Here is a 21,255-nt window from a genome sequence, read left to right as displayed (position 1 = left end):
GACAAGTGGAGGAAAGCAAATGAAAAGCCTGAAACTGCTCGCGCTCGCCGCAACCGTGTCGCTGACGGCGGTCTTGCCGCCGGCTCATTCGGAGCCCTTCGATGACGGTCAGTCGAAAACCTACTACGACACGCTCAAGGGCAAGAAGGTCGGCTTCGTGCCTCTTTCCATGGGCTTCGACCTGACCGAGGGCTGGAATGCCGGCCTGCAGAACCAGGCCAAGGCGCTGGGCTACGCGGTCGAGGTGCGGGACCCCAACTGGAACACCGAAGCCGGGACCCAGGCCGCCAACGGCTTCATAGCCGAGAAGCCCGACGTGCTGATCCTCCATCCGCTCGACATGCAGGCCTATAACCGTATCGTCCCGAAGGCCATGGCAGCGGGAATCAACGTCGTCCAGATCAATCTCAAGTCGGTCACCAACGGCGACGCCTATGTCGGTACCGACTGGTACGAGATGGGCGTCAAGCAGGCCGAGGAGGTGGTGAAGGCCTGCGGCAAGGAGAGCGGCAAGAACGGCAAGGTCGCCTTCATCCAGGGCATGCTGGCGACCCCCACCGCGACCATTTCGGGGCAGGGTGCTGCCGACGTCTTCGCACAGCATCCCGACATCCAGGTCGTCGCCACGCAGGCCGCCGACTGGGATGCGACCAAGGCCCACGCCATCACCTCGACCATCCTGAAGCAGCACCCGGACCTGTGCGGTATCCTCGGTCTGTGGGACGGGCAGGACGTCGGAACCGCCGCGGCGCTGCGCGAGGCCAACATGTCCGAACAGGTGTTCCTGGTCACCTCGGGCGGCGGCAACAAGGCAGCCGCCTGCGACAATATCGAGAACGGCAACTTCGATGCCTATTATAGCTACGATGTGCCGGGCCAGGCGCGCGACCTGAACTCCGCTGTGAAGATCCTGCTCCAGACCAAGCCGGCCCCGGGCAGCGCGCCCTTCGCGCTCTACACGCCGCTGAAGCGCATCACCAAGGAGACGTTGACGCCGTCGTCCTGCTGGACGCTGGACGAGTTGAAGGCTTCCGGCGGCTGATGATCATGCCCTGACTGGCGACGCGGCTCCGCCGCGTCGTCGCTTTTTACTTCGCAGCGGCTGTCGCCCGCAATCAGATCATTGCACAGGCGCATGGCGGCCCATCTTGCGCCGAGACGGAGCTTCGGATGTCGGCATCGGAAACCTATGCGCGCTGGCGATATCGCCTCGTTCCCGACCATGTGGTCGGCGAGGTGCTGGCGAAGACCTGGATCGACAATGCCATACCGGTGCTGATCCTCGGCGTCGTGCTGGTCTATTTCGGCATCGAAATGCCGGAATTCCTGTCGGCCTCGGGCTTGTCCGACATCTCGCGGGTCTTCGGCGAATATCTGTTCATCGCCGTCGGCATGACCTTCGTCATGATGGCTGGCGGCATCGACCTCAGCGTCGGCTCGAACTTCGCGCTGTGCAATCTCGCGGCCCTTGCCCTGATAAACTATCTGGAACTGCCGCTCATTGTCGGTATCCCGGCCGTCATGCTGGTCGGCGGGCTGGTCGGCCTCGTCAACGGCATCCTCATCGGCTACCTGCGGCTCCGGGCCTTCCTGACCACGCTGGTCATGCTGATCATCGTGCGCGCCATCGTCGACATGCTTCTCCTGCAATATGCGATGACCATAGGCCGCGGCTTCAATGCCTCGGCGGCGTGGGAATTCATGGCGATCGGCTCCGTCTTCGGCATTCCAGCGAGCCTCGTCGTCTCCGCGGTCGTTGCGATCATCGCCCATATCGTGCTGACCCGCGTGCGTTTCGGCTGGCATGTGCTAGCGGTCGGCGGATCACGCCGGTCGGCCTACAATGCCGGCATAAAGGTGCGCCGCACGGTCTGCGCTACCTATGTCATCTCCGGCCTCATGGTCGGCCTTGCCGCGTCCTTTTATGCGGCGCGCCTGTCGAGCGCGGGGTCCGACGTGGGCATGGGCATGGAGGTCACCGTGCTCACCGCCGTGGTGCTTGGCGGCATCAGCCTCGGCGGCGGCCGCGGCTCTGTCGTGAAGGCCGTGCTCGGTACCATCATCGTGCTGCTCGTCCAGAACAGCCTGATCCGCATGGGACTGCGCAGCGGCGCAAGCTCGCTGGTCCTGGGCTCGATCCTGCTGCTCGCCGTCGCCATCGACGTGCGCTGGCTGAAGAACCGCCACAAGGTGCTGGCGCGCGCCTATGTCTCGCCGACCTATTTCAGGCTGCCGCCGCTGCCGGAGACGGCGGAAGGTTCCAACTCCGATTATGCACTGAACGACAGGCTGCGGGGCGTCGAAGCCATCGGCCTCGGCGAACTCGATGGTCCGGAAGACGTCATCTTCGACAAGGACGAGAACCTCTATTGCGGAAGCCGGCACGGCGACATCATCCGCTTCTTCGCGCCCGACTACAAACGCTGGGAGAACTTCGCCCATATCGGCGGCCACCCGCTGGGCATGGCCTTCGACGCCAAGGGCAACCTGCACAGCTGCGTGGGCGGCATGGGCCTCTACATGATCACGCCCAATCCCGGGCGCAAGGTCGTGAAGCTCTCCGACGAGACCAATCGCAGCCTGCTGTCCGTCGTGGACGATTCACGCCTGAGGCTGGCGGATGATCTCGACATCGCTCCCGACGGCCGCATCTTCTTCTCCGAAGCGACGGTACGCTATGAGATGTATGACTGGATGGTCGACGCGCTTGAAGCGCGCGGCAACGGCCGCATCATCTGCTACGACCCCAAGGACGGTTCCTCGTGCACGGTGCTGCCGAACCTCCAGCTACCGAACGGCATCTGCGTGGAGCCCGGCGGGCAGTCGCTGCTCTTCGCCGAGACCTGGGGGTGCCGCATCACCCGTTGGTGGTTCGACGGACCCAAGAAGGGCCGCAAGGAAGTCGTGATCGACAACCTTCCCGGCTACCCCGACAACATCAACCGCGCCTCCGACGGCACTTTCTGGTGCGCGCTCTGCGGCATGCGCTCTCCGGTCTTCGACCTGGCGCTGAGAATGCCGCAGTTCCGCCGCCGCATGGTCCTCAAGGTCGCGCGCGACGAATGGCTCTACCCGAATATGAACACCGGCTGCGTCATCAAGTTCGATGCCGAGGGCAATGTGCTCGACGTGCTTTGGGACCTCGGCGGCGAGGCGCATCCGATGATCACCTCGATACGCGAGCACAAGGGCTATCTCTATCTCGGCGGCATCTACAACAACCGGGTCGGCCGGTACAAGATTCCCGGAGCCGACCCGAACTGGACGTCGCTCTCGTCCTATTGGGGGAAGAAGTCGTGATCGGCGCGGTTCGCAGAATCTGGGACAATTTCCGCGGCAGCGGCGAAGCGGCCGTCACCGTGCCGCCGATGGACGGCGCCCTTCGCCCCAACCGGACATTGGAGGAAGCCGTCGCTTTGCTCGCCGCCGAAGCGCCGGACAACCTCGTCTTCGACGGGACGCGCGGCTATTTTTCGAGCGGCGGCGTGGTGCTCGCTCTCGACGTCTCGAACGGGCAAGCATCGGAACTGTACCGCTTCGACCGGACGGTCACGGCGCTCGGCGCCGGCGTGGATGGCGCGCTGGCGATCGGTCTCGATGACGGGCGGGTCCTGTTGCGGGGAGGAGCTCACGACGGAAAGGTGATCGACAGCCTGTCCGACCGCCCCCTCGTCTGTACGACGGCGCTGCTCTTCGCGTCCGCTGGCGAATTGACCGTGGCGCAAGGGTCGGCGTCGCGGCCGGCGAGAGAATGGAAACATGACCTGATGCTGCGCGGCGCGACAGGTTGGGTCGCCCGCGTTGATCTGGCGAGCGGAAAGGCGAGCCTGATCGGCGACCGGATGAGCTGGCCCTACGGCCTCGCGGCTGCCCAGAACGGCGCGATCGCGGTCTGCGAGAGCTGGCGTCACCGGATCGTTCTCTTCGACCGGGACGGCGGGCCGGCAAGGCTGGTGCTCGAAGACCTGCCCGGCTATCCGGCGCGGCTGGCGCCGGCTTCGGGAGGCGGTTATTGGCTGTCGGTGTTCGCCCCGCGCAACCAACTCATAGAGTTCGTGCAACGGGAACCCGAATTCCTTCGCCGCATGATGGCCGACATCGAGCCGGACTACTGGGCGGCTCCGGCGCTCAAGGCATCCAGCACGTTCCTGGAACCGCTGCAGGGCGGAGCGCAGAAGCATCTCGGCATGCTGAAGCCATGGGCGCCGACCCGGTCCTACGGCCTTGTCGTGCGGCTCGACCGCGACTTCCGTCCGACCGGCAGCTTCCATTCGCGTGCCGACGGCACGAGGCATGGGATCGCGAGCTGTGTCGAGGCCGGTGGCAGGCTTCTGGCCGCAAGCCTGGGCGGCGGCGCGATCGTCGCCCTCGATCTGCTGATCGCCACACCGGCTTGGATGCAGGCGGGAGAATGACCATGCAGCCGCTCATCGAGATGAGGAAGGTCACCAAGGAATATCGCGGCGTGCCTGCTGTGACCGACGTCGATTTCGCGCTCGCCAAGGGTGAGGTGCATGCCCTGCTCGGCGAGAACGGGGCCGGCAAGTCGACGCTGACCAAGATGATGTGCGGGGTGGCGCAGCTCACCTCAGGCGAGATGCTGCTCGACGGCAGGCCGGTGAATTTCTCCACGCCTGCCGAGGCACTCGACAGCGGGGTCGCGATGGTCTTCCAAGAGACCAGCCTGGTGCCGTCGATGACGGTGGCCCAGAACCTCTATCTCGGCGACGAGAACCTGTTCAACCGTATACGCGGCCTCAACATCGCCGCGCAGACCTTCCTCCAGTCGCTGAATTTCAACGTCAATCCGACCGCCGTCGTGTCGAGCCTGGGTGCTGCCCACAAGCAGATGGTCGAGATCGCCCGCGCCGTGCGCAAGAATGTGCGCGTCATCATCTTCGACGAACCCACCGCCTCGCTGACGCCGGAGGAGAAGCATCATTTCTTCGCGCTGGTCGAGCGGCTGAAACGTCGCGGCGTCTCGATCGTCTTCATCTCGCATGCCATCGAGGAGGCGCTGCAGATCGCCGACCGCATCACCATTCTGCGCGACGGCGAACTGGTGGCGAGCGATGTCAAGACCGCCTTCGACCGCGACAAGATCATCCGCGCCATGGTCGGCCGAACGCTCTCGAGCGCATTGTACCGCAAGCACTCCGGCGGCGGGGCGAGATCAACGGGCGAAAAGGTGCTGAGCGTCCAGAACCTTTCGATGGGCAACATCGTCCGCAACACCTCCTTTTCCGTCTATTCCGGCCAGGTCACGGGCATGTTCGGATTGATCGGCTCCGGCCGCACAGAAACGGCCAAGATCGTCGCGGGCGTCGCCAAGCGGAACTTCTTCAACGGCGGAGAAGTTCGCCTGAGGGACCGGTCCGTCCGCTATCGCGTGCCGCGCCAGGCGATGCGGGACGGCATCGTTTATGTCACGGAAGACCGCAAGACCGAGGGCTTCTTCGAAACCATGTCGATCGCGGAGAACCTCTTCATGGGCAAACTGGCCGCCGGCCTGGAGGAAAAGACCGTGGTCGGCATGTCCGAAATGCGCGCGCTTGCGACGGAATGGACCAAGGCGCTCAACATCAGGGCCATCGACCACAATGCGCGTGTCATCGAATTGTCGGGCGGCAATCAGCAGAAGGTGGTGATATCGAAATCACTGGTCCAGAAGCCCGGGATGATCATCTTCGACGAGCCGACCCGGGGCGTCGATGTCGGCGCCATCGCCGAGATCCACCAGTTGATCAACCAACTGGCGGATGACGGTCTCGCGATCGTGGTCATCTCCTCCTATCTGCCCGAGATCCTCAACATCTCCGACCGCATCCTGGTTTGCCGTTCGGGCCGCGTCGTCGAGGAGTTCTCGCCCGAAGAGGCGACCGAGGAGAAGATCATGTATGCGGCGGTGCATTGATCGAAGAGACGGCCGCTGCCCGAATATGCAAAGCGCTGCCGAGACGACGGCCCTCTATCCGAGATATGTATGACAGTGTAACATTCATGCCGGACGAAACGTTTATAGCCTTCTCCTCGCGATCCAAGGCTCGAAGGGCTGAACGAATGACCTCGCTGGCGGAGTCGTAGGCGCCTGTTACCAATCGCTCGTCCACGCTGCGCTGCTGCTTGTCCAATGTGACGGTCAGAGGTTTGCTGGTGCGCATGGCAGTGCCATTCGAAATCATGCGCCAAAAGGTACGCGCAGCTCTCGATGATCCTCGTGCCGGCATTCCCGCTGACGAAGTCTTCGCGCGGCTGGAACGCAAGCACCTCGAACGCATGAAAGCCGCGGGTCGTGACGCCTAGGGTCACGTTCCACCCTCTGGCTGAGGCCGACCTTGACAGCATAGACGACTTCATCGTGCGGGACAGTCCGGAGCGAACGATCGCTTTCGTGCGACGGCTCCAGCAGCACTGTCAGTGTTTGTCGCAGATGCCGGAACGTGGGCCGCGCCGGGACGACCTGGCCGCTGGTCTGCGGGCTCTCAATTTTGAGCGTCGGGTGGTCATCATCTACCGGATAGAGCAGCGAACGGTCGAGATTCTGTGTATTCTGTATGCTGCGCAGGACTTTCCGGCGGAATGGCCCGACAATTAGGCAATGGCGTGCCTCATCGGACGCTTGACGGCTGACGGCAGGAAAGGCGCGGTGGCCATATTGGCTTTTTGCCGCAGCCAACCTATGTCAGCCTCCGATGCGCCCGATCCTGTCGATAAAGAATCTCTCCAAGACCTATGCCGGCGGCCTCCAGGCGCTGAAGAAGGTCGATCTGGAAATCCGCAAGGGCGAGATCTTCGCCTTGCTCGGCCCGAACGGCGCCGGCAAGACGACACTGATCGGCATCGTCTGCGGCATTGTCACCGCTTCCGAGGGGACAGTCGCTGCGGACGGGCACGACATCGCCCGTGACTATCGTGCCGCGCGTTCCAAGATTGGGCTCGTCCCGCAGGAACTGACCACGGACGCCTTTGAAACGGTGTGGGCGACAGTCCGATTCAGCCGCGGCCTATTCGGCAAGCCGGCCGATCCGAAGCATCTCGAAAAAGTTCTCCGCGCGCTCTCACTGTGGGAAAAGCGCAACGAGAAGATCATGACGCTGTCGGGCGGCATGAAGCGGCGCGTCATGATCGCCAAGGCCCTGGCGCACGAGCCGGAGATCCTGTTCCTTGACGAACCGACCGCGGGTGTCGACGTCGAGCTGCGCCGCGACATGTGGGCGCTCGTGCGCGAGCTGCGCGACGGCGGCGTGACCATCATCCTGACCACGCACTATATCGAGGAAGCCGAGGAGATGGCCGACCGCATCGGCGTCATCAACAAGGGCGAATTGATCCTGGTCGAGGACAAGCAGGCGCTGATCGCCAAACTAGGTAAGCGTCAGCTTACGTTGAGCCTGCAGGAGCCGCTCGACGCCATCCCTCCAGAACTTTCCGAATGGCCGCTGGCCCTCAATGCGGAAGGTGGGGAGCTCGAATATACGTTCGATGCCCACGAGGAAGACAACGGCATTCCCGATCTGCTGCGCAAGCTGGAGAAGCTCGGCATCGGGTTCAAGGACCTCGCGACGCATCAAAGTTCGCTCGAGGATATTTTCGTCAGTCTGGTAGCGAGGCGCGCATGATCTTCAACCCTCGCGGCGTCTGGGCGATCTACCGTTTCGAGATGGCGCGCGCGCTACGCACGCTACTGCAGAGCCTGGTAACGCCCGTTATCACCACCTCGCTCTACTTCGTCGTCTTCGGCACCGCTATCGGCTCGCACATACAGGCCGTGGAGGGCGTGCCCTACGGCGCCTTCATCGTGCCGGGGCTGATCATGATGTCACTGTTCACGCTGAGCATCTCGAACGCTTCCTTCGGCATCTATTTCCCCAAATTCGTCGGCACGATCTACGAGATACTGTCGGCGCCGATTTCGCATGTGGAAATCGTTCTGGCCTATGTCGGAGCCGCCGCCACCAAGTCGATCGTGCTCGGTCTCATCATCCTGGCGACAGCCTCGTTCTTCGTTCCGATCGAGATTCGGCATCCGTTCTGGATGATCCTGTTCCTCGTTCTGACGGCGACCACCTTCAGCCTGTTCGGCTTCATCATCGGCATATGGGCGAAGGGCTTCGAACAGTTGCAGTTCATACCGATGCTGGTCGTCACGCCGCTCGCATTCCTGGGCGGCGCCTTCTACTCGATCGATATGCTGCCGGCTGCGTGGCGGACGGTGTCGCTGTTCAACCCGGTCGTCTATTTGATCAGCGGCTTCCGCTGGAGCTTCTTCGGAACGGCCGACGTCGCGGTCGAGGTGAGCCTCGCCGCGACCTTCGGCTTCCTGCTCGTCTGCCTGGCCGTCACGATCTGGATATTCCGGACCGGATACCGCTTGAAGAACTGAGAGGCGTGCATGGGCGCGGTCGGCAGACCGGTCTTGAGCCGGCCGGTTGGGCAGAGCTGAGGATTCGCGATCACCTGCCGAATCTGATCGCCAGTGTAGCAACCGCTGGTACCGCTTTTCTGTTATCATCCGGGGCGCACGAGGTCCTGATGATGCCATGAAGGCAATGACGCTGGAAGAAGCAGGGCGACCGCTCAAATCCGTGGAGCGGCCCGATCCGTTGCCCGGCCCGGGTGAAATCCGGCTGCGGGTCGAAGCCTGCGCCGTCTGCCGGACCGATCTTCATGTGGTCGACGGAGATCTGCCGAACCCGAAACTTCCGCTGGTTCCCGGACATGAGATCGTCGGCATCGTGGACTCGATCGGCGCCGGCGCCGATCCTTCGCGGCTGGGGCGGCGCGTCGGCGTGCCCTGGCTTGGCCATACATGCGGGGCATGTGCCTATTGCGTGGCCGGCGCGGAGAACCTCTGCGACGATCCGCTGTTCACCGGATATACGCGCGACGGCGGCTTCGCCACGCACGTCGTGGCCGACGCCTCCTATGCCTTCGACCTCGATCCGGATGCGGATCCCGTCGCGCTCGCCCCGCTGCTCTGCGCGGGTCTGATCGGCTGGCGTTCGCTCAAAAAGGCAGGCGAGGGCCGGCGGATAGGGCTGTTCGGCTTCGGCGCGGCGGCCCATATCGTGGCCCAGCTCTGTGTCGCGCAGGGACGCGAGGTTAACGCGTTCACCCGCCCAGGGGATCTGCAGGCCCAGGATTTCGCCCGGTCTTTGGGGGCCGTTTGGGCCGGCGGCTCGGACAGGACGCCCGATGTGATGCTCGATGCGGCGATCATCTTCGCACCCGTCGGCGAACTCGTGCCGGGAGCTTTGCGCCTTGTACGCAAAGGCGGCCGTGTGGTCTGCGGCGGCATCCATATGAGCGACATTCCTTCGATGCCCTATCGTTTGCTCTGGGAGGAACGCGAACTCGTCTCGGTTGCCAATCTGACCCGGCGCGACGCAGTCGAGTTCTTTCCCGCGGCAAGTCGGGCCGGCGTGCGCACCCACACGGTCGTCTACCCGCTGGAGCGGGCAAATGAGGCGCTCGGTGACCTTCGCGCGGGTAGGTTGACCGAAGCCGCGGTCCTGGTTCCTTGAGAATCGCAACCGTCAGGCATTCGAGCGGGCTGGCGGAGGCTTCAGGCTCAGCGCGCAGCTGAAAGTCCAGATGGGAGGATCACACGATGACCGTGAAGATCAAACGACGGACGGAAGGGCGGGCGGAAGATCGGGAAACCCTCGACGAACAGCTCGCCGAGGGATTGAGGGATACGTTCCCTGCCAGCGACCCGGTGTCGGTGGTTTCCACGCTGATAGCCGGGGGAGGCAAGAAGCTGACCGGCACCGACGAGATCCTGCGCCGGCGCCGAAAAGAAGCGGCGCGTCGGGGCAGCGCGCGCAGGAAATGACCGGTCGGAATGAACGGCGGGCCTGGTGCCGTCAGGGTTTCTCCACCCGTGCGACCTGGTAGGTGTGCATCGCGCCGTTGCTGCCGATGGAGACATATTCCCCCGTCACGAAGCGTTCCTCTCCCAGGCGGAAGCCGACCTCGTCGTCGCGCTCGCCTTCGACATAGTCGAAATACCATTGCCCGCCCGGCTTGCGCCGAAGTCGACCGATACGGTCGTCCTGCCCGGCCTGGAAGTGTCTGACACGGCACAGCGCCTGTTTCACCTTCCATTCGGCCGCATCGAGCCGCCCCTCGTCGTCGAGCGGAACGAGAAGGTCGTAGCCCTGTTCCGGCTCGCCGGTCGGGTGGTCCCTCTCGCGGGCGAGCAGCAGGCGCACATGGCGGAACCGGGGCGTGAGGTCTTGCAGCGTTGTCATGGAATCCTTCCTTTCTTCGGCTTGCTTAGGTCGCCCGAGCCTCGCGTGCTTTGATCCTGGTCAAGCGTCAGCCGGATGGAGGGGGATGCGTTCGCGCACCCAGCGCACGATCTGACCGGCACTCATCGCCCCGGTTGCCCGTCCTATCTCCTTTGACCTGTGGAAGAGGATCATTGTCGGGATGCCGCGAATGCCGAGTTTCGCGGCGACCGTCTGCTCGGCGTCCGAGTTGAGCTTGATGAGGCGAATGCGCGGTTCGAGTTCCCGGGCGGCCGCTTCATAGGCCGGTGCCATAACCTGGCAAGGGCCGCACCAGGGGGCCCAGACATCGACCAGGACCGGCAGTGTGCTTCGAGTGATCTGCCGTTCGAAGGTCGCGCCGTCGACATCATCCGGATGACCGGAAAACAGATGCTTGCGGCACTTGCCGCATCTCGCCTCTTCGGCTCTGCGGAACGTCGGCAACCTGTTCACGCTGCCGCAGTTGCTGCAGACCGCAAGCTCTGACGTGGTCATGGACGGCTCCTCTCGAAACGGTCATGTAGCGGAAGCGACAATCCAGCACGGACGCCGGTCGGACAATCCGGTTCCATCGGCACAATAGCGTATGGAGGACCCTGCGAGTTGATCTGTCGCAAAGATGAGGCTCAATTGAGATTAGACCAAATGTCGATGATATCGACCGTTGGAGCGCGCGACCGCGTGGCCCATTGGAGCGAAAGCCAAGCGGTCCGGAGGGGCCGCGCTGGCGATTGGGGCGCTTGGATGCGTCAGCATCCACGCCTTGGCATGAGAGATGTGTTCAAAGACGGAGGGCAGTGGATATGACTGTTCGGAATCTCGAATTTGCGGCGCATCCCGGATCGGTCGCGGTCTATGGTGCTTCGACCCGCGAAGGGTCCGTCGGCGCGACCGTCATGCGCAACATCGTCGAGGGCGGCTTCGAGGGCGAGATCTGGCCGGTCAATCCCAAATATCGCGAGGTCGCGGGCAGGCGATGCTACGCCCGGACCTCGGCTCTTCCGGATGCTCCCGATCTGGGCGTCATCGTCACACCGCCCGAAACGGTCCCCGGCATCGTGCGGGAACTGGGCGAGAAGGGTACCAGGGCGGCCGTTGTCATCACCGCCGGCCTGACTGCGGGCAACGGCCTGCGTCAGGCGATGCTCGATGCAGCAAAGCCTTATCTCTTTCGCATCATCGGCCCCAACACACTTGGGCTGATGATCCCGCCGGTCAAGCTCAATGCCGGCTTCGGTCACATGCCGGCGCAGCCGGGCGGCTTGGCCCTCCTGTCCCAGTCCGGGGCGATCGTCACGTCGCTGGTCGACTGGGCGGCCGAGAACAATGTCGGCTTCTCTCAGATCGTCTCGCTCGGCGACATGGCCGACGTCGATGTCGGGGACTATCTCGACTTGCTGGCGCGAGACGGGAAGACGCGGGCGATCCTGCTTTATCTCGAAACGATTCCCAATCCGCGCAAATTCATGTCGGCGGCCCGCGCCGCCGCGCGGCTGAAGCCCGTGATCGCGATCAAGTCCGGCAGGCACGAGCAGGCAGCCAAGGCCGCCGCCACCCATACCGGCGCACTCTCCGGCGCCGACCGGGTCGTCGATGCGGCTCTTGCGCGAGCGGGCATATTGCGGGTTCACGGACTGGGCGAATTGTTCGACGCCGCAGAGACGACGGCGCTGTTCCGGCCCCTCCAGAGATCCCGGGTTGCAATTGTGACCAATGGCGGCGGGGCAGGCGTTCTGGCCGTGGATCAGCTTATCGATTGCAAGGGAGAACTCGCGGAGCTTACGCCCGCCACCATCGAGCGCCTGGACGTTTCCTTGCCGCCGACCTGGTCGCGTGCGAACCCCATCGACATCATCGGAGACGCGACGCCCGAGCGCTATCGTGCGGCCGTCGAAGCCGCCGCCGCCGATCCAGGGACGGATGCCTTGCTCGTCATGAACTGTCCGACGGGCCTCGCTTCCCCGACGGAAGCAGCGGCGGCCGTCGCGGCCCTGACGACGAACGGAATGATCGGCGGCAAGCCGGTGCTGACCTGCTGGCTCGGCGGGCAGACGGCCCGCCAGGGCCGACAGATCCTGCAGGATGCCGGCGTGCCGAGCTACGAGACACCGGACTATGCCGCGACCGCCGTCTCCTATCTTACCGATTGGGCACGCGCGCAGACGGCGCTGATGCGCGTGCCGTCGAGCCGCAGCGAGGACGTCGCCTGTGATCGCGAAGCCGTGCTGGCAATCTTCCGTCAGGCGGCAAAAGAGGGTCGGCGCATGCTGACCGAGCCCGAGGCCAAGGCGGCGGTAGCGGCCTATTCGATCCCGGTTCCGGAGACGATCGTGGCGCGGTCGCCGGCAGAGGCGGGCAGGGCGGCGGCCCGACTGCTCGAACGAAACCGAAAGGTCGTGGTCAAGCTTCTGTCCAAGGCAATCTCGCACAAATCCGATGTCGGCGGCGTGGTGCTCGATATTGAGACCGCGGCGGCGGCGGAAGAGGCAGCCGGGCTGATCCGCAGCCGGGTCGCCAGCCATGCGCCCGATGCCGACATGGAGGGCTATGCAATCCAGCCGATGATCGCGCGAAAGCATGCGCAGGAACTGATCCTCGGCATGAGCCGCGACCCGATCTTCGGTCCGGTCATCCTGTTTGGAGCGGGCGGAGTCGCCGTCGAGGTAATAGACGACACGGCAATCGCTCTGCCGCCGCTCGACGACGTGCTGGCCGGAGATCTTATATCGCGGACGCGCATCGGGCGGCTTCTCGCCGGGTTCCGGGATCGCAAACCCGCCAACATGGGGGCAATCACCACCGCGCTCAACGGCCTGTCGCAGATGATCGTGGACTTCCCTTGTATCGCGGGCATGGACATCAATCCGCTGCTGGCCGACGCCGATGGGGTGATTGCGCTCGACGCCCGCGTCGAGATCGATCCCGGCGCGGTCGAGACGCCGGGTCCCAATCCCGGACTTGCCATCCGCCCCTATCCGGCCGGCTGGGAACAGGAGCATTCGGCCAAAGGTGTCCGCTATCTCATCCGGCCGATCAAGCCGGCCGATTTCGCGCTCTATCCGGATTTCTTCGCAAAGGTCTCGCCGGAGGATATCAGGTTGCGCTTCCTTGGGGCGCGCAAGCAATTTCCGGACGACATGCTGAAACGGCTCACTCAACTCGACTACGACCGCGAGATGGCTTTCGTCGCGCTCGAGGCCGACAGTGGCGCTGCCGCCGGAATCGGGCGCCTGGCCTGTGATCCCGATCGCGAGGTGGCCGAATATGCCTTGCTGGTGCGCAGCGACCTGCAGGGACAGGGGCTCGGCTGGGCCCTGCTGACCAAGCTCATCGACTATGCCCGCGCCGACGGGATAGGCCGCATCGAAGGCATCATATTGAGCGAGAACGAAAAGATGCTCGGCATGGCGCGCGAGCTTGGTTTTGTCGTGCGGCATCATGCTGACGAAGGAGGCGTGTCGCTCGCTACGCTCGACCTTCCCGGGAATTAAGCCGGGTCCGGTCCCTGTCCGGGATCGGGCGGCAGCACTTTCGCGGGAGCGAAGTTCGACGAAACCGGCGGCGTCGCTCCAGGGCGGGTGGCTGCTGATGTCGGGTCCAGATCAGGCCATTGCGCGGCGGGCATGGATGGTCGGACCCGCGCCGGCGCGCAGGATCTCATCGGCAACCTCCTGCGGCGACGCGCTCGCATCCACGCGATGCCATTCGATCGCGCCGGACGTCCGGTCGAGCTGCCGCGAAAGGATGTCGATGGTCGCGTCGGACGGGCCGCCCTGTCTTTCGCTGACCCGGCGCCACAACAATGCGGGCTCCGCTTCCAGCCAGATTCCGACGAACGGCAGTTCGAGCCGGCCTGCGGCATCGCTGATAAGGTGGCGGTTCTTCTCCTTCTCGAAAGTTGCATCGGCGATGACGCAGCCGCCTTCTGCAAGTATCAGTTCGGCGCGCCATGCCATCTGCCGGTAGACGGTTTCCGATACTTCCGGCCGATAAGCCTTGTCCGGGAGCCTGGTCTCCGCCGAAACCCCGTGTATGGCCTTGCGGATCCTGTCGCTCTCCACGATGCGGGCTCCGGGGGGCGCGCCGACCGAGGGGGCGAGCGCCTCGGCCACGGTGGTCTTGCCCGACCCGCTCAATCCGCCGATTGCGATCAGCCTGGCTGGCGTCACTTCGAGCAGAGACATCGCAAGATCGAAATAGGTCCTGGCGTCCGCAATGAGCTTGTCCCTTTGAGCCCCGCCCTGTTCGGCCTGTGTCGCCGTCACATGGGCCCGGACAGCAGCGCGGACGGCCATGAAGAACGGCAGCAGCGCAAAACCGTCGTCATCGTCCGATTCGTCCAGATACCGGTTCATGACCAGGTTGGCGAAGTGCCGATGGCTGCCGTGCCAAAGGTCCATCAGCAGGAAGGCGAGGTCGTAAAGCGTGTCGACGGTGGCGATCTGATCGTTGAAGTCGATACAATCGAACAGCCTGGGCTCTCCGTCGAGCAGGCAGATGTTCCTGAGATGAAGGTCACCGTGGCAGCGCCGCACCTTACCGGCCGCTTCGCGACGGTCGAGAAGTTCGCAATGGCGCATCAAACGGTTGCGGAAAGCGGCGTTGAATCCAGCCACCTCGGCGTCGTCGAACACTTTGCTTCCGGCGAAAGCGGCCTCGTTGATGTCGAGAACCCCTGCGATGTTGTCGGCGCCGCCGCCCGAATGGATGACAGGCGCCGTCCGATGGAAGTGGACGATCGTCCGTGCCAGGCCGGTCATCAGAGAGGGCGTCAGCTTGCCGGCTGCCGCCATTCTGTCGAACAGGCATTCCTGATCGAAACGGGTCATCTCGACCACCGCATCGATGAGTTCGCCGCCACCGTCGAACGTGATCGCGCCGTCCGCTTCCCGCGTGATACGCCGTACGCCGAGATATAGGCCGGGTGCCGTCTTCGAGTTGAGTTCGACCTCCTTTTGGCAGAAAGCCAGCCGAAGCGAGGCCGTCGAGAAATCCGCATAGGGCAGGCGGACGGCGCGTTTCATCTTGAACGCGCGCTGGCCTGCCAGGAAAATCCGCGAAATATGCGTCTCTATCTGTTCGACCGGCTCGCCCGGCAAACCTGCTTCCATAAGGAACGCAGTGGCGTCGTTCTGGTTGTCGATGATCATGGCCCAGCCTTCCGATCCATTTCCCGTGCCTCTGGTGTTGAACGCCGGAAAGGCGAGGCCGGTTGCGAGATTGAACAGCAACCTTGCGGCGACTGTTCGGGCACGGCGTTCCACCGCATGAGCCTATGTCACGGTCGGCTTCGCGCCTTGATCCGGATCAATGGCGCGCTGCGCTGGCCAACAGTTGACCTGGGTCAAGATACCATCCCGACCTGCGTGTTAGACGAGCGGCTGAAGACGGGTTTCTTCGCGTCTAAAGGAGCAGCTTCATGGCTTACAGAACTATTCTGAACGTTGCCCGCCTCGATAGCGGCGATCGTGATCTCGATCATGCCATCGCATTGTGCGAGCCGATAGAGGCGCATCTGTCGGTTCTGGTTCTGGGGGTCGCGTCGCCGCCGCCGATGGGTGATGCGGCCATGGGCGCGGAGGTCTGGGCGCAGGAACGCCAGACCGAACTGAAGCGGTTGCAGGAGAGGGTGGCTTCGATCACGAAGTTCCTCGCCGGCAGCGCGCTGTCGGCCGATGTGGCGAGCGACTATCCTGACCTTGCGGCAGTCGACGACGTGGTCGGACGGCAGGCCCGCTACACCGATCTGGTGGTTGTCGGACCGGATCTGCTGGACTCCGAGGTCTTGCGGCCCAAGGTTGTCGAGGGCACGCTGTTCGCATCGGGACGACCGGTCCTGCTCCTGCCCGAGAATTCGCGCCCGACATTGCGCCCCAAGCGGGTGCTGGTGGCCTGGGACTCCAGCCTGGAGGCGGCGCGTGCCGTGCGTGAGGCGCTCGACATGCTCGTAACGGCGGACGACGTCCGGCTGGTCCTGGTCGATCCGGTGGCCGGCGAGACCGGCCAGGGCGCGGAGCCCGGCGCGGATGCCGCGGCCTACCTGGCGCGCCACGGGGTGAAAGTCGCCGTCGACAGGCTGCCGAGCTCCGGCCAGTCCGTCGCCGCCGTACTTGCTCGCCGCGCCGCCGACATGGACGCGGAACTCATGGTCATGGGTGGTTACGGTCATTCGCGGTTGCGCGAGCGCGTTTTCGGCGGTGTCACCCGATCGATGCTGGCAGAACCGCCATTGCCCATCCTCATGGCCCGCTGAGTGCCGGAACGCGGCCGGCAAGGCCGGCCGCCGACCATATCAGGCGATCTTCAGCTCTTCTGTGCCGCCAGATGCACTCCCAATCCGACGAGGACGGTACAGTCGGTGTGCTGCATCGTCCGCTGGGCGTTCGACCGAAGAAGGCGTGCCGGCAGGATGTGGGCGGCGTGACCGGCAGAGTGTGCCCTGCATGTTGCTGCGGCAGGAGGCGCCGATCGGCTTGGGTGCCATCTGGATCGGCGGGACGGTGAGGAGGAGGATCGACAGGTCGGTCGCCGCCGCGACCAGATGCACATGGCAACCGAGGTGCACGCAGGGCGTGGCCGTCTCTCCCTCGAGCAGGCGGTTGTCCCTGGGATGAAGGTGGCCATGGCAGCGCCGCACCTGCCGGCGGCTTTGCGTGCTGCGCCGAACGATCCGCCGGGGACGAAGCTTGCCGTCCACAGTCTCTGCCCCATAACGGTTGTGTGGAACTGGATTTACGCAACGCCGTCGATGAATCGCTGGTCTGGGCCCGCGGATGGCTCGATTATGCCGCCACACCTTGGCTCCTCTATCAATTCGTCGTCGTCGCCTTGTTGTTCCTGGCGGCCAAGCTTCTGGCGCGTCGCGTCGAGCCGATCCTCGAGGACGGCGCACGCCGGATCAAAGGGCATCCCGGACTGCTGAGGGTCGTCATCGCGCTATTGCGGCGCACGGACTGGATCCTTTTCACGGTCTTCCTGCTCGCTGTTCTCACCTTCTTGCGCAGCGTCACTTGGCCAAGCCGGACTTATTTCATCTCCATAGCGTTCTCCCTGTCCGTTGCCTGGTTGTTCGTGTCGGTGCTGTCGCGCATCATCCACAATCGGCTTGTTGCACGCACCCTCGGCTGGCTAGCCTGGATTTTTGCCGCCCTTGTCATTCTGGGCATCGATGACGAAGCATCGGTTTTCCTGGACAGTCTTGCACTTCCCCTGGGCAATTTTCGCCTTTCGGCGCTCACTTTGGTAAAGGCCGCGCTTCTGCTTGTCGCGACCGTCTGGCTTGCGGTCATCGTCGGCAACTATGTCGACGAGCGCGTCCGGAGCTCCGAAGAGCTGACACCCTCGATCCGCGTTCTCATCGGCAAGGTCGCCAAGATCGGCCTTGTGCTGGTCGCCGGTACGGTCGCACTTTCCTCCGTCGGGATCGACCTGACGGCGCTGACTGTATTTTCCGGCGCCGTGGGTGTCGGCCTCGGCTTCGGATTGCAAAAGGTCGTCTCGAACTTCATCTCCGGCGTCATCATCCTCATGGACAAGTCGATCAAGCCGGGTGACACAATCTCGCTTGAAGACACATTCGGCTGGATACGCGAATTGCGGGCGAGGTTTGTCTCGGTGGTGACGCGAGACGGCCGCGAATACCTGATCCCGAACGAGGATTTTATCACCCAGCGGGTGATCAACTGGTCGTTCAGCGACAATCTCGTGCGGCTCGACGTGCATTTCGGGGTCTCTTACGAGGCTGATCCCCACAAGGTCAGCCAACTGGCGGTAGAAGCGGCGATCAGCGTCTCGCGGGTGGAGGCCGACCGGCGACCGGTCTGCTGGCTTACGGGCTTCGGCGAATCCTCGCTGGATTTCGTCCTGCGGTTCTGGATTCACGATCCTCAGCAAGGCCTGACCAATGTGCGCGGCAAAGTGTTGATCGCCCTGTGGGACACATTCAAGGAGCACGGAATAGGAATACCATATCCACACCGCGAGCTGATCTTGAAGCAAGCCTCCGGCGGATCGACGGCGAGACTGAATTTGCGGAATCGCCGCTGAGGGACAGGCCAAGGCTCAACAGACGGAATGCAGACGGCGCACCGTCAGTTCGTCGGTTTTCATTTCCACCTCGCCACCTCGCGAGTCGGCCGATGGATCTCGTATGAAACCGCCACGGAGCGGCGAACGCAGAATGTCCGGCAGGGGTTTGCCATCCCGGGAATGCGCCTGCAGCCAGTTATGCCGGTGCCGATCGGCAGGCGTGCTATTCGTCCCTGTCGATGGCTTCGCGTCCAGAGATTTCTTGGATGATGATCCTGAAGAAGACATGCTCGTAGTGGTCTGAGACGATTGGATGAACGGGGCTCAGGCTGCCTGTCTCCCACCAGTTGGGCCGGCTGCTGATGAGCCGCCACGCATGGATGCGTTCCGGCTCGTTCTCCGCTGTATCATCCAGTTCCTCGTAGCGGCCCAGCACCACGACACTCTTCCATCCCCTGCCTGGACCCGGTTCGTCCACCTGGACGCATATACGGGGATTGTCGCGCATCCAGGTGATCTTGCGGCCGGGCATCGAGAATCCGTAGAGGTGCCGGTCGGCATAGGTCATGTGGATCGGCACGACATAGGGCTGGCCGTCCCTGCAGCAGGCGAGACGCACCACGCGGCTTGCCGCGATCAACTTGGTGCATTCCAGGACCGACAGTGTCCTGATCAACATCGTCACACCTGCCTCTCAGGACAGCTGTCTTCGATTGCGGCCACAACGGGCGTCGGAAGGTCAGTGCAGCCTGTTTCGTCGATATGCTGCGCGAAACGCCGACAACGCCCAATCGGACCAGCTGCGGCGAGTGAACTCCAGAATTGTGGCCATGTCATTGACTCCGATCAAGCCGATCCTGTCGGGACGCGGCGCGCGCAATCGCCCTCGGGATGAATAACAAGTCTCAGGCCCGCCAAGTGGCTGACAACGGGTCCGACCGGCCAATTGCGCTATGTCAAAGCGCCGGCTTTCCGGCCAAAATAGCCTTCGGCCGCCTATCGCCGAGCCAGGGCGCCGAGCTATGTCCGGTCAAGGAGAATCGTCATGAAGCTGAAAGCCTTCCTTCCGCTGGTCACCCATCCCGATCCGAATTCCGATGCCGTGGCCGCGCATGCGGTGGCCGTCGCAAGGCAGTTCGGGGCCGACCTCCACGTGCTGGTGGTCAATGTCGACATCCCGCCGGTCTCCAATGCGTTGTCGGACCTGCTGCTCGATCTGCCGAACAAGATCCGCCAGGCGGAGGAGCAGAGCCGGGCGAGGGGCGCGCACCTGCTGGACCGTGTCGAACACCAGGCCTCGGCTGCCGGCGTGCCGCTCTCGACCGAGGAAGTGTCGGCGGGGCCCGCCTTTCTCTACGAGAAGGCGGCCACGAGTGCACGCTATTTCGACCTCGATCTGGTCGGTTGGGAAAAGGGCAATCCGACGTCTCGGACCCTGGCGGAAGCGGTGATCTTCGGCGCGGGACGTCCAACGATCCTGCTACCGGAACACTGCGATATCGGTACCTTGAAGCATGTCGCGATCGCGTGGGACGGCAGTCGCGTCGCGGCCCGGGCGGTGGCAGACGCACAGCCGCTCCTGGCCAGATGCGAAGCGGTCTCGGTAATCACCGTCATCGATGAGAAGCCGCTGGCCGAGCTCGACGCAGGCGAGCGCCTGGCGGATGGGTTGCGCAAGCGTGGTCTTCAAGCCGAAGCCACAAGAATCAAGGCCGGCGATGCTCCGGTCGGCGTGACGCTCCAGGAACAGGCAATCCAACTCGGCGCAGGGCTGCTCGTCATGGGCGGCTACGGCCACTCCCGCGTTCGCGACTTCATTCTGGGCGGTGCCACCGAGGCGGTGCTGGACGATCTGCGCCTGCCGGTCCTGCTTTCGCACTGAGCGCAAGCCCCGGACTGCCCGGTGTGCGGCCCTTGCTGCATTTCCGCCGGGAACAGCGGTTCCGGGGGCGGTGACCCCAGTCGAGATCGGCCCGATTGGAGGAGGAGAGCGACTTCACGGCATCTGTCGTCGCTCACCATGTCCCGATGAGCGCCGAGCACAACAGGAACACGCCGGTCGGAATGTTCGACAGGAACAGTTTGAAATTCAGCTCAGGGCGTTGAAGATCGATGCGCCAGGCCTGCCAGGCGAGATGCGCGGCGATCACCATCATTCCAGCGGCATATGGAAGCGACATGCCCGACAGCCAACCTCCCAGCGACCATGACGCCACGGTGAGAGCATAGAACAGACCGATACAGGCTTTTCCCCGCTGAGCGAACAGGATTGCCGTCGACTTCAAGCCGAGGCGAGTGTCGTCCTTCAGATCCACGTAGGCGTAGACAGTGTCATATCCGATTTGCCATGCGATGGCGCCGATCCACATGATGATGGCGCCGGCAGGGATATGCCCGGCCGCCTCCGCCCATGCCATCAGCATTCCCCAATTGAACGCTGCCCCCAGTACGGCCTGGGGCCAGTGGGTGAATCGCTTGCAGAGCGGATAGACGAATACGAGCGGCAGCACGCATATTGCGATCAGGCGTGTGTATGGGGTCAGGAAAAACAGGAGTGACGCGGCGAGCGCAAGTTCGACCATCAGGAAGGCTACAGCTTGGCGGGTCCTGAGCCGGCCGCTGGCCAACGGGCGAAAGCGTGTCCGCTCGACATGGGCATCAAACTTGCGATCGGCGATGTCATTGATCGTGGAACCGGCGCTTCTCATCAGCAGTGCGCCGAGGGAGAAGACGATCAAATGCCGGAAGGCCGGAAATCCGTGCGAGGCTTGAATGAGCGCGGCCAGACAGGGAAAGAGGGCGAGCCATATGCCGACTGGCCGATCCAGGCGCGCGAGCCGCGTGTATGGCCGCCATGCCGAAGGCAACCTGCGATCAACCCAGTCACCTGCATGGATGTCGCTGAGGTCGGGCCGGCTCGATGCTGTCATGGTACGAATCCCGTGGCAGCCTG

Annotated in this window: 21 protein-coding genes; 14 read left to right on the top strand and 7 right to left on the bottom strand. The window is 63.7% G+C overall.

Translation table 11 applies throughout. The features are described from left to right. Window positions 1-19 precede the first annotated feature (19 nt). The 4 genes from JN302_RS25295 (at window position 20) to JN302_RS25280 (ending at window position 5,914) form a co-directional block, all read left to right on the top strand. On the top strand, window positions 20-1,042 hold the full coding sequence (locus JN302_RS25295; RefSeq protein ID WP_202306680.1) for a sugar ABC transporter substrate-binding protein: 1,023 nt from the start codon (window positions 20-22) through the stop codon (window positions 1,040-1,042). A 128-nt stretch (window positions 1,043-1,170) separates the two neighbouring features. Continuing rightward, entirely contained in the window at window positions 1,171-3,300 is a 2,130-nt protein-coding gene (locus JN302_RS25290; protein WP_202329547.1) for an ABC transporter permease, read from the top strand. Then, a complete protein-coding gene (locus JN302_RS25285) occupies window positions 3,297-4,415 on the top strand; it encodes a strictosidine synthase (protein ID WP_202329546.1) in 1,119 nt (372 codons plus the stop codon). Before JN302_RS25290 ends, JN302_RS25285 begins: the two co-directional genes overlap by 4 nt. A 2-nt stretch (window positions 4,416-4,417) precedes the next feature. Continuing rightward, the gene (locus JN302_RS25280) at window positions 4,418-5,914 is read left to right on the top strand and encodes a sugar ABC transporter ATP-binding protein (protein WP_202329545.1); all 1,497 of its coding nucleotides are present in this window, start codon (window positions 4,418-4,420) and stop codon (window positions 5,912-5,914) included. Here JN302_RS25280 and JN302_RS39830 read toward each other — a convergent pair. Then, window positions 5,892-6,161 (bottom strand): type II toxin-antitoxin system ParD family antitoxin, encoded by a 270-nt coding sequence (locus JN302_RS39830; RefSeq protein ID WP_202329544.1) that lies wholly within the window; start codon window positions 6,159-6,161, stop codon window positions 5,892-5,894. The genes JN302_RS25280 and JN302_RS39830 overlap by 23 nt on opposite strands. On the opposite strand from JN302_RS39830, the gene JN302_RS40025 reads away from it, so the two are divergent. The 6 genes from JN302_RS40025 to JN302_RS25250 all read left to right on the top strand — a co-directional run bounded on the left by JN302_RS40025 (window position 6,160) and on the right by JN302_RS25250 (window position 9,835). Then, entirely contained in the window at window positions 6,160-6,303 is a 144-nt protein-coding gene (locus JN302_RS40025; RefSeq protein WP_446720769.1) for an antitoxin PaaA2 family protein, read from the top strand. The two genes, JN302_RS39830 and JN302_RS40025, sit on opposite strands and share 2 nt — an antisense overlap. After that, window positions 6,293-6,595, top strand: coding sequence for a type II toxin-antitoxin system RelE/ParE family toxin (locus tag JN302_RS40020; protein ID WP_202329543.1), 303 nt, complete (start codon window positions 6,293-6,295; stop codon window positions 6,593-6,595). The genes JN302_RS40025 and JN302_RS40020 overlap by 11 nt, the downstream gene beginning before the upstream one ends. A 97-nt stretch (window positions 6,596-6,692) precedes the next feature. Then, window positions 6,693-7,619 (top strand): ABC transporter ATP-binding protein, encoded by a 927-nt coding sequence (locus JN302_RS25265; RefSeq protein ID WP_202329542.1) that lies wholly within the window; start codon window positions 6,693-6,695, stop codon window positions 7,617-7,619. Beyond that, window positions 7,616-8,383, top strand: a complete 768-nt coding sequence (locus tag JN302_RS25260; protein WP_202329541.1) for an ABC transporter permease — start codon at window positions 7,616-7,618, stop codon at window positions 8,381-8,383. Before JN302_RS25265 ends, JN302_RS25260 begins: the two co-directional genes overlap by 4 nt. A gap of 157 nt (window positions 8,384-8,540) precedes the next feature. After that, window positions 8,541-9,524 carry a zinc-dependent alcohol dehydrogenase family protein gene (locus tag JN302_RS25255; RefSeq protein WP_202329540.1) on the top strand — a complete coding sequence of 328 codons (984 nt, stop codon included), beginning with the start codon at window positions 8,541-8,543 and terminating at the stop codon, window positions 9,522-9,524. Window positions 9,525-9,610: 86 nt separating this feature from the next. Then, window positions 9,611-9,835, top strand: a complete 225-nt coding sequence (locus tag JN302_RS25250) for a hypothetical protein (protein ID WP_202329539.1) — start codon at window positions 9,611-9,613, stop codon at window positions 9,833-9,835. A 31-nt stretch (window positions 9,836-9,866) separates the two neighbouring features. On the opposite strand, the gene JN302_RS25245 is transcribed toward JN302_RS25250, so the two are convergent. After that, a complete protein-coding gene (locus JN302_RS25245) occupies window positions 9,867-10,253 on the bottom strand; it encodes a hypothetical protein (RefSeq protein ID WP_202329538.1) in 387 nt (128 codons plus the stop codon). Window positions 10,254-10,313: 60 nt separating this feature from the next. After that, on the bottom strand, window positions 10,314-10,769 hold the full coding sequence (gene trxC, locus JN302_RS25240) for a thioredoxin TrxC (RefSeq protein ID WP_202329537.1): 456 nt from the start codon (window positions 10,767-10,769) through the stop codon (window positions 10,314-10,316). A gap of 308 nt (window positions 10,770-11,077) precedes the next feature. Here trxC and JN302_RS25235 point away from each other — a divergent pair, with 308 nt between their 5' ends. Continuing rightward, window positions 11,078-13,765 (top strand): bifunctional acetate--CoA ligase family protein/GNAT family N-acetyltransferase, encoded by a 2,688-nt coding sequence (locus JN302_RS25235; protein WP_202329536.1) that lies wholly within the window; start codon window positions 11,078-11,080, stop codon window positions 13,763-13,765. A 111-nt stretch (window positions 13,766-13,876) separates the two neighbouring features. Here the strand turns inward: JN302_RS25235 and JN302_RS25230 are convergent, their stop codons facing one another. After that, window positions 13,877-15,424, bottom strand: a complete 1,548-nt coding sequence (locus JN302_RS25230; RefSeq protein WP_202329535.1) for a bifunctional aminoglycoside phosphotransferase/ATP-binding protein — start codon at window positions 15,422-15,424, stop codon at window positions 13,877-13,879. Between the two features lie 269 nt (window positions 15,425-15,693). Between JN302_RS25230 and JN302_RS25225 the strand changes: the two genes are divergently transcribed. Next, window positions 15,694-16,527 (top strand): universal stress protein, encoded by an 834-nt coding sequence (locus JN302_RS25225; protein ID WP_202329534.1) that lies wholly within the window; start codon window positions 15,694-15,696, stop codon window positions 16,525-16,527. 39 nt (window positions 16,528-16,566) lie between these two features. Here JN302_RS25225 and JN302_RS25220 read toward each other — a convergent pair whose 3' ends face one another. Then, the gene (locus JN302_RS25220; RefSeq protein WP_202329533.1) at window positions 16,567-16,971 is read right to left on the bottom strand and encodes a hypothetical protein; all 405 of its coding nucleotides are present in this window, start codon (window positions 16,969-16,971) and stop codon (window positions 16,567-16,569) included. Between the two features lie 29 nt (window positions 16,972-17,000). Between JN302_RS25220 and JN302_RS25215 the strand changes: the two genes are divergently transcribed. Further along, window positions 17,001-18,320, top strand: coding sequence for a mechanosensitive ion channel family protein (locus JN302_RS25215; protein WP_202334449.1), 1,320 nt, complete (start codon window positions 17,001-17,003; stop codon window positions 18,318-18,320). 205 nt (window positions 18,321-18,525) lie between these two features. Here the strand turns inward: JN302_RS25215 and JN302_RS25210 are convergent, their stop codons facing one another. Then, window positions 18,526-18,981: a pyridoxamine 5'-phosphate oxidase family protein gene (locus JN302_RS25210; RefSeq protein ID WP_202329532.1), complete on the bottom strand. Its 456-nt coding sequence runs from the start codon at window positions 18,979-18,981 to the stop codon at window positions 18,526-18,528. Window positions 18,982-19,347: 366 nt separating this feature from the next. Here JN302_RS25210 and JN302_RS25205 point away from each other — a divergent pair, with 366 nt between their 5' ends. Next, a complete protein-coding gene (locus JN302_RS25205) occupies window positions 19,348-20,184 on the top strand; it encodes a universal stress protein (protein WP_202329531.1) in 837 nt (278 codons plus the stop codon). 133 nt (window positions 20,185-20,317) lie between these two features. On the opposite strand, the gene ubiA is transcribed toward JN302_RS25205, so the two are convergent. Then, entirely contained in the window at window positions 20,318-21,232 is a 915-nt protein-coding gene (gene ubiA / locus JN302_RS25200) for a 4-hydroxybenzoate octaprenyltransferase (RefSeq protein ID WP_202329530.1), read from the bottom strand. Between the last annotated feature and the right edge of the window lie 23 nt (window positions 21,233-21,255).

The sequence above is a fragment of the Mesorhizobium sp. L-8-3 genome, assembly GCF_016756615.1.
Classification (GTDB): domain Bacteria; phylum Pseudomonadota; class Alphaproteobacteria; order Rhizobiales; family Rhizobiaceae.
The sequence above is the reverse complement of the archived record's forward strand: the minus strand, read 5'-3'. Positions and strand labels throughout refer to the sequence as shown.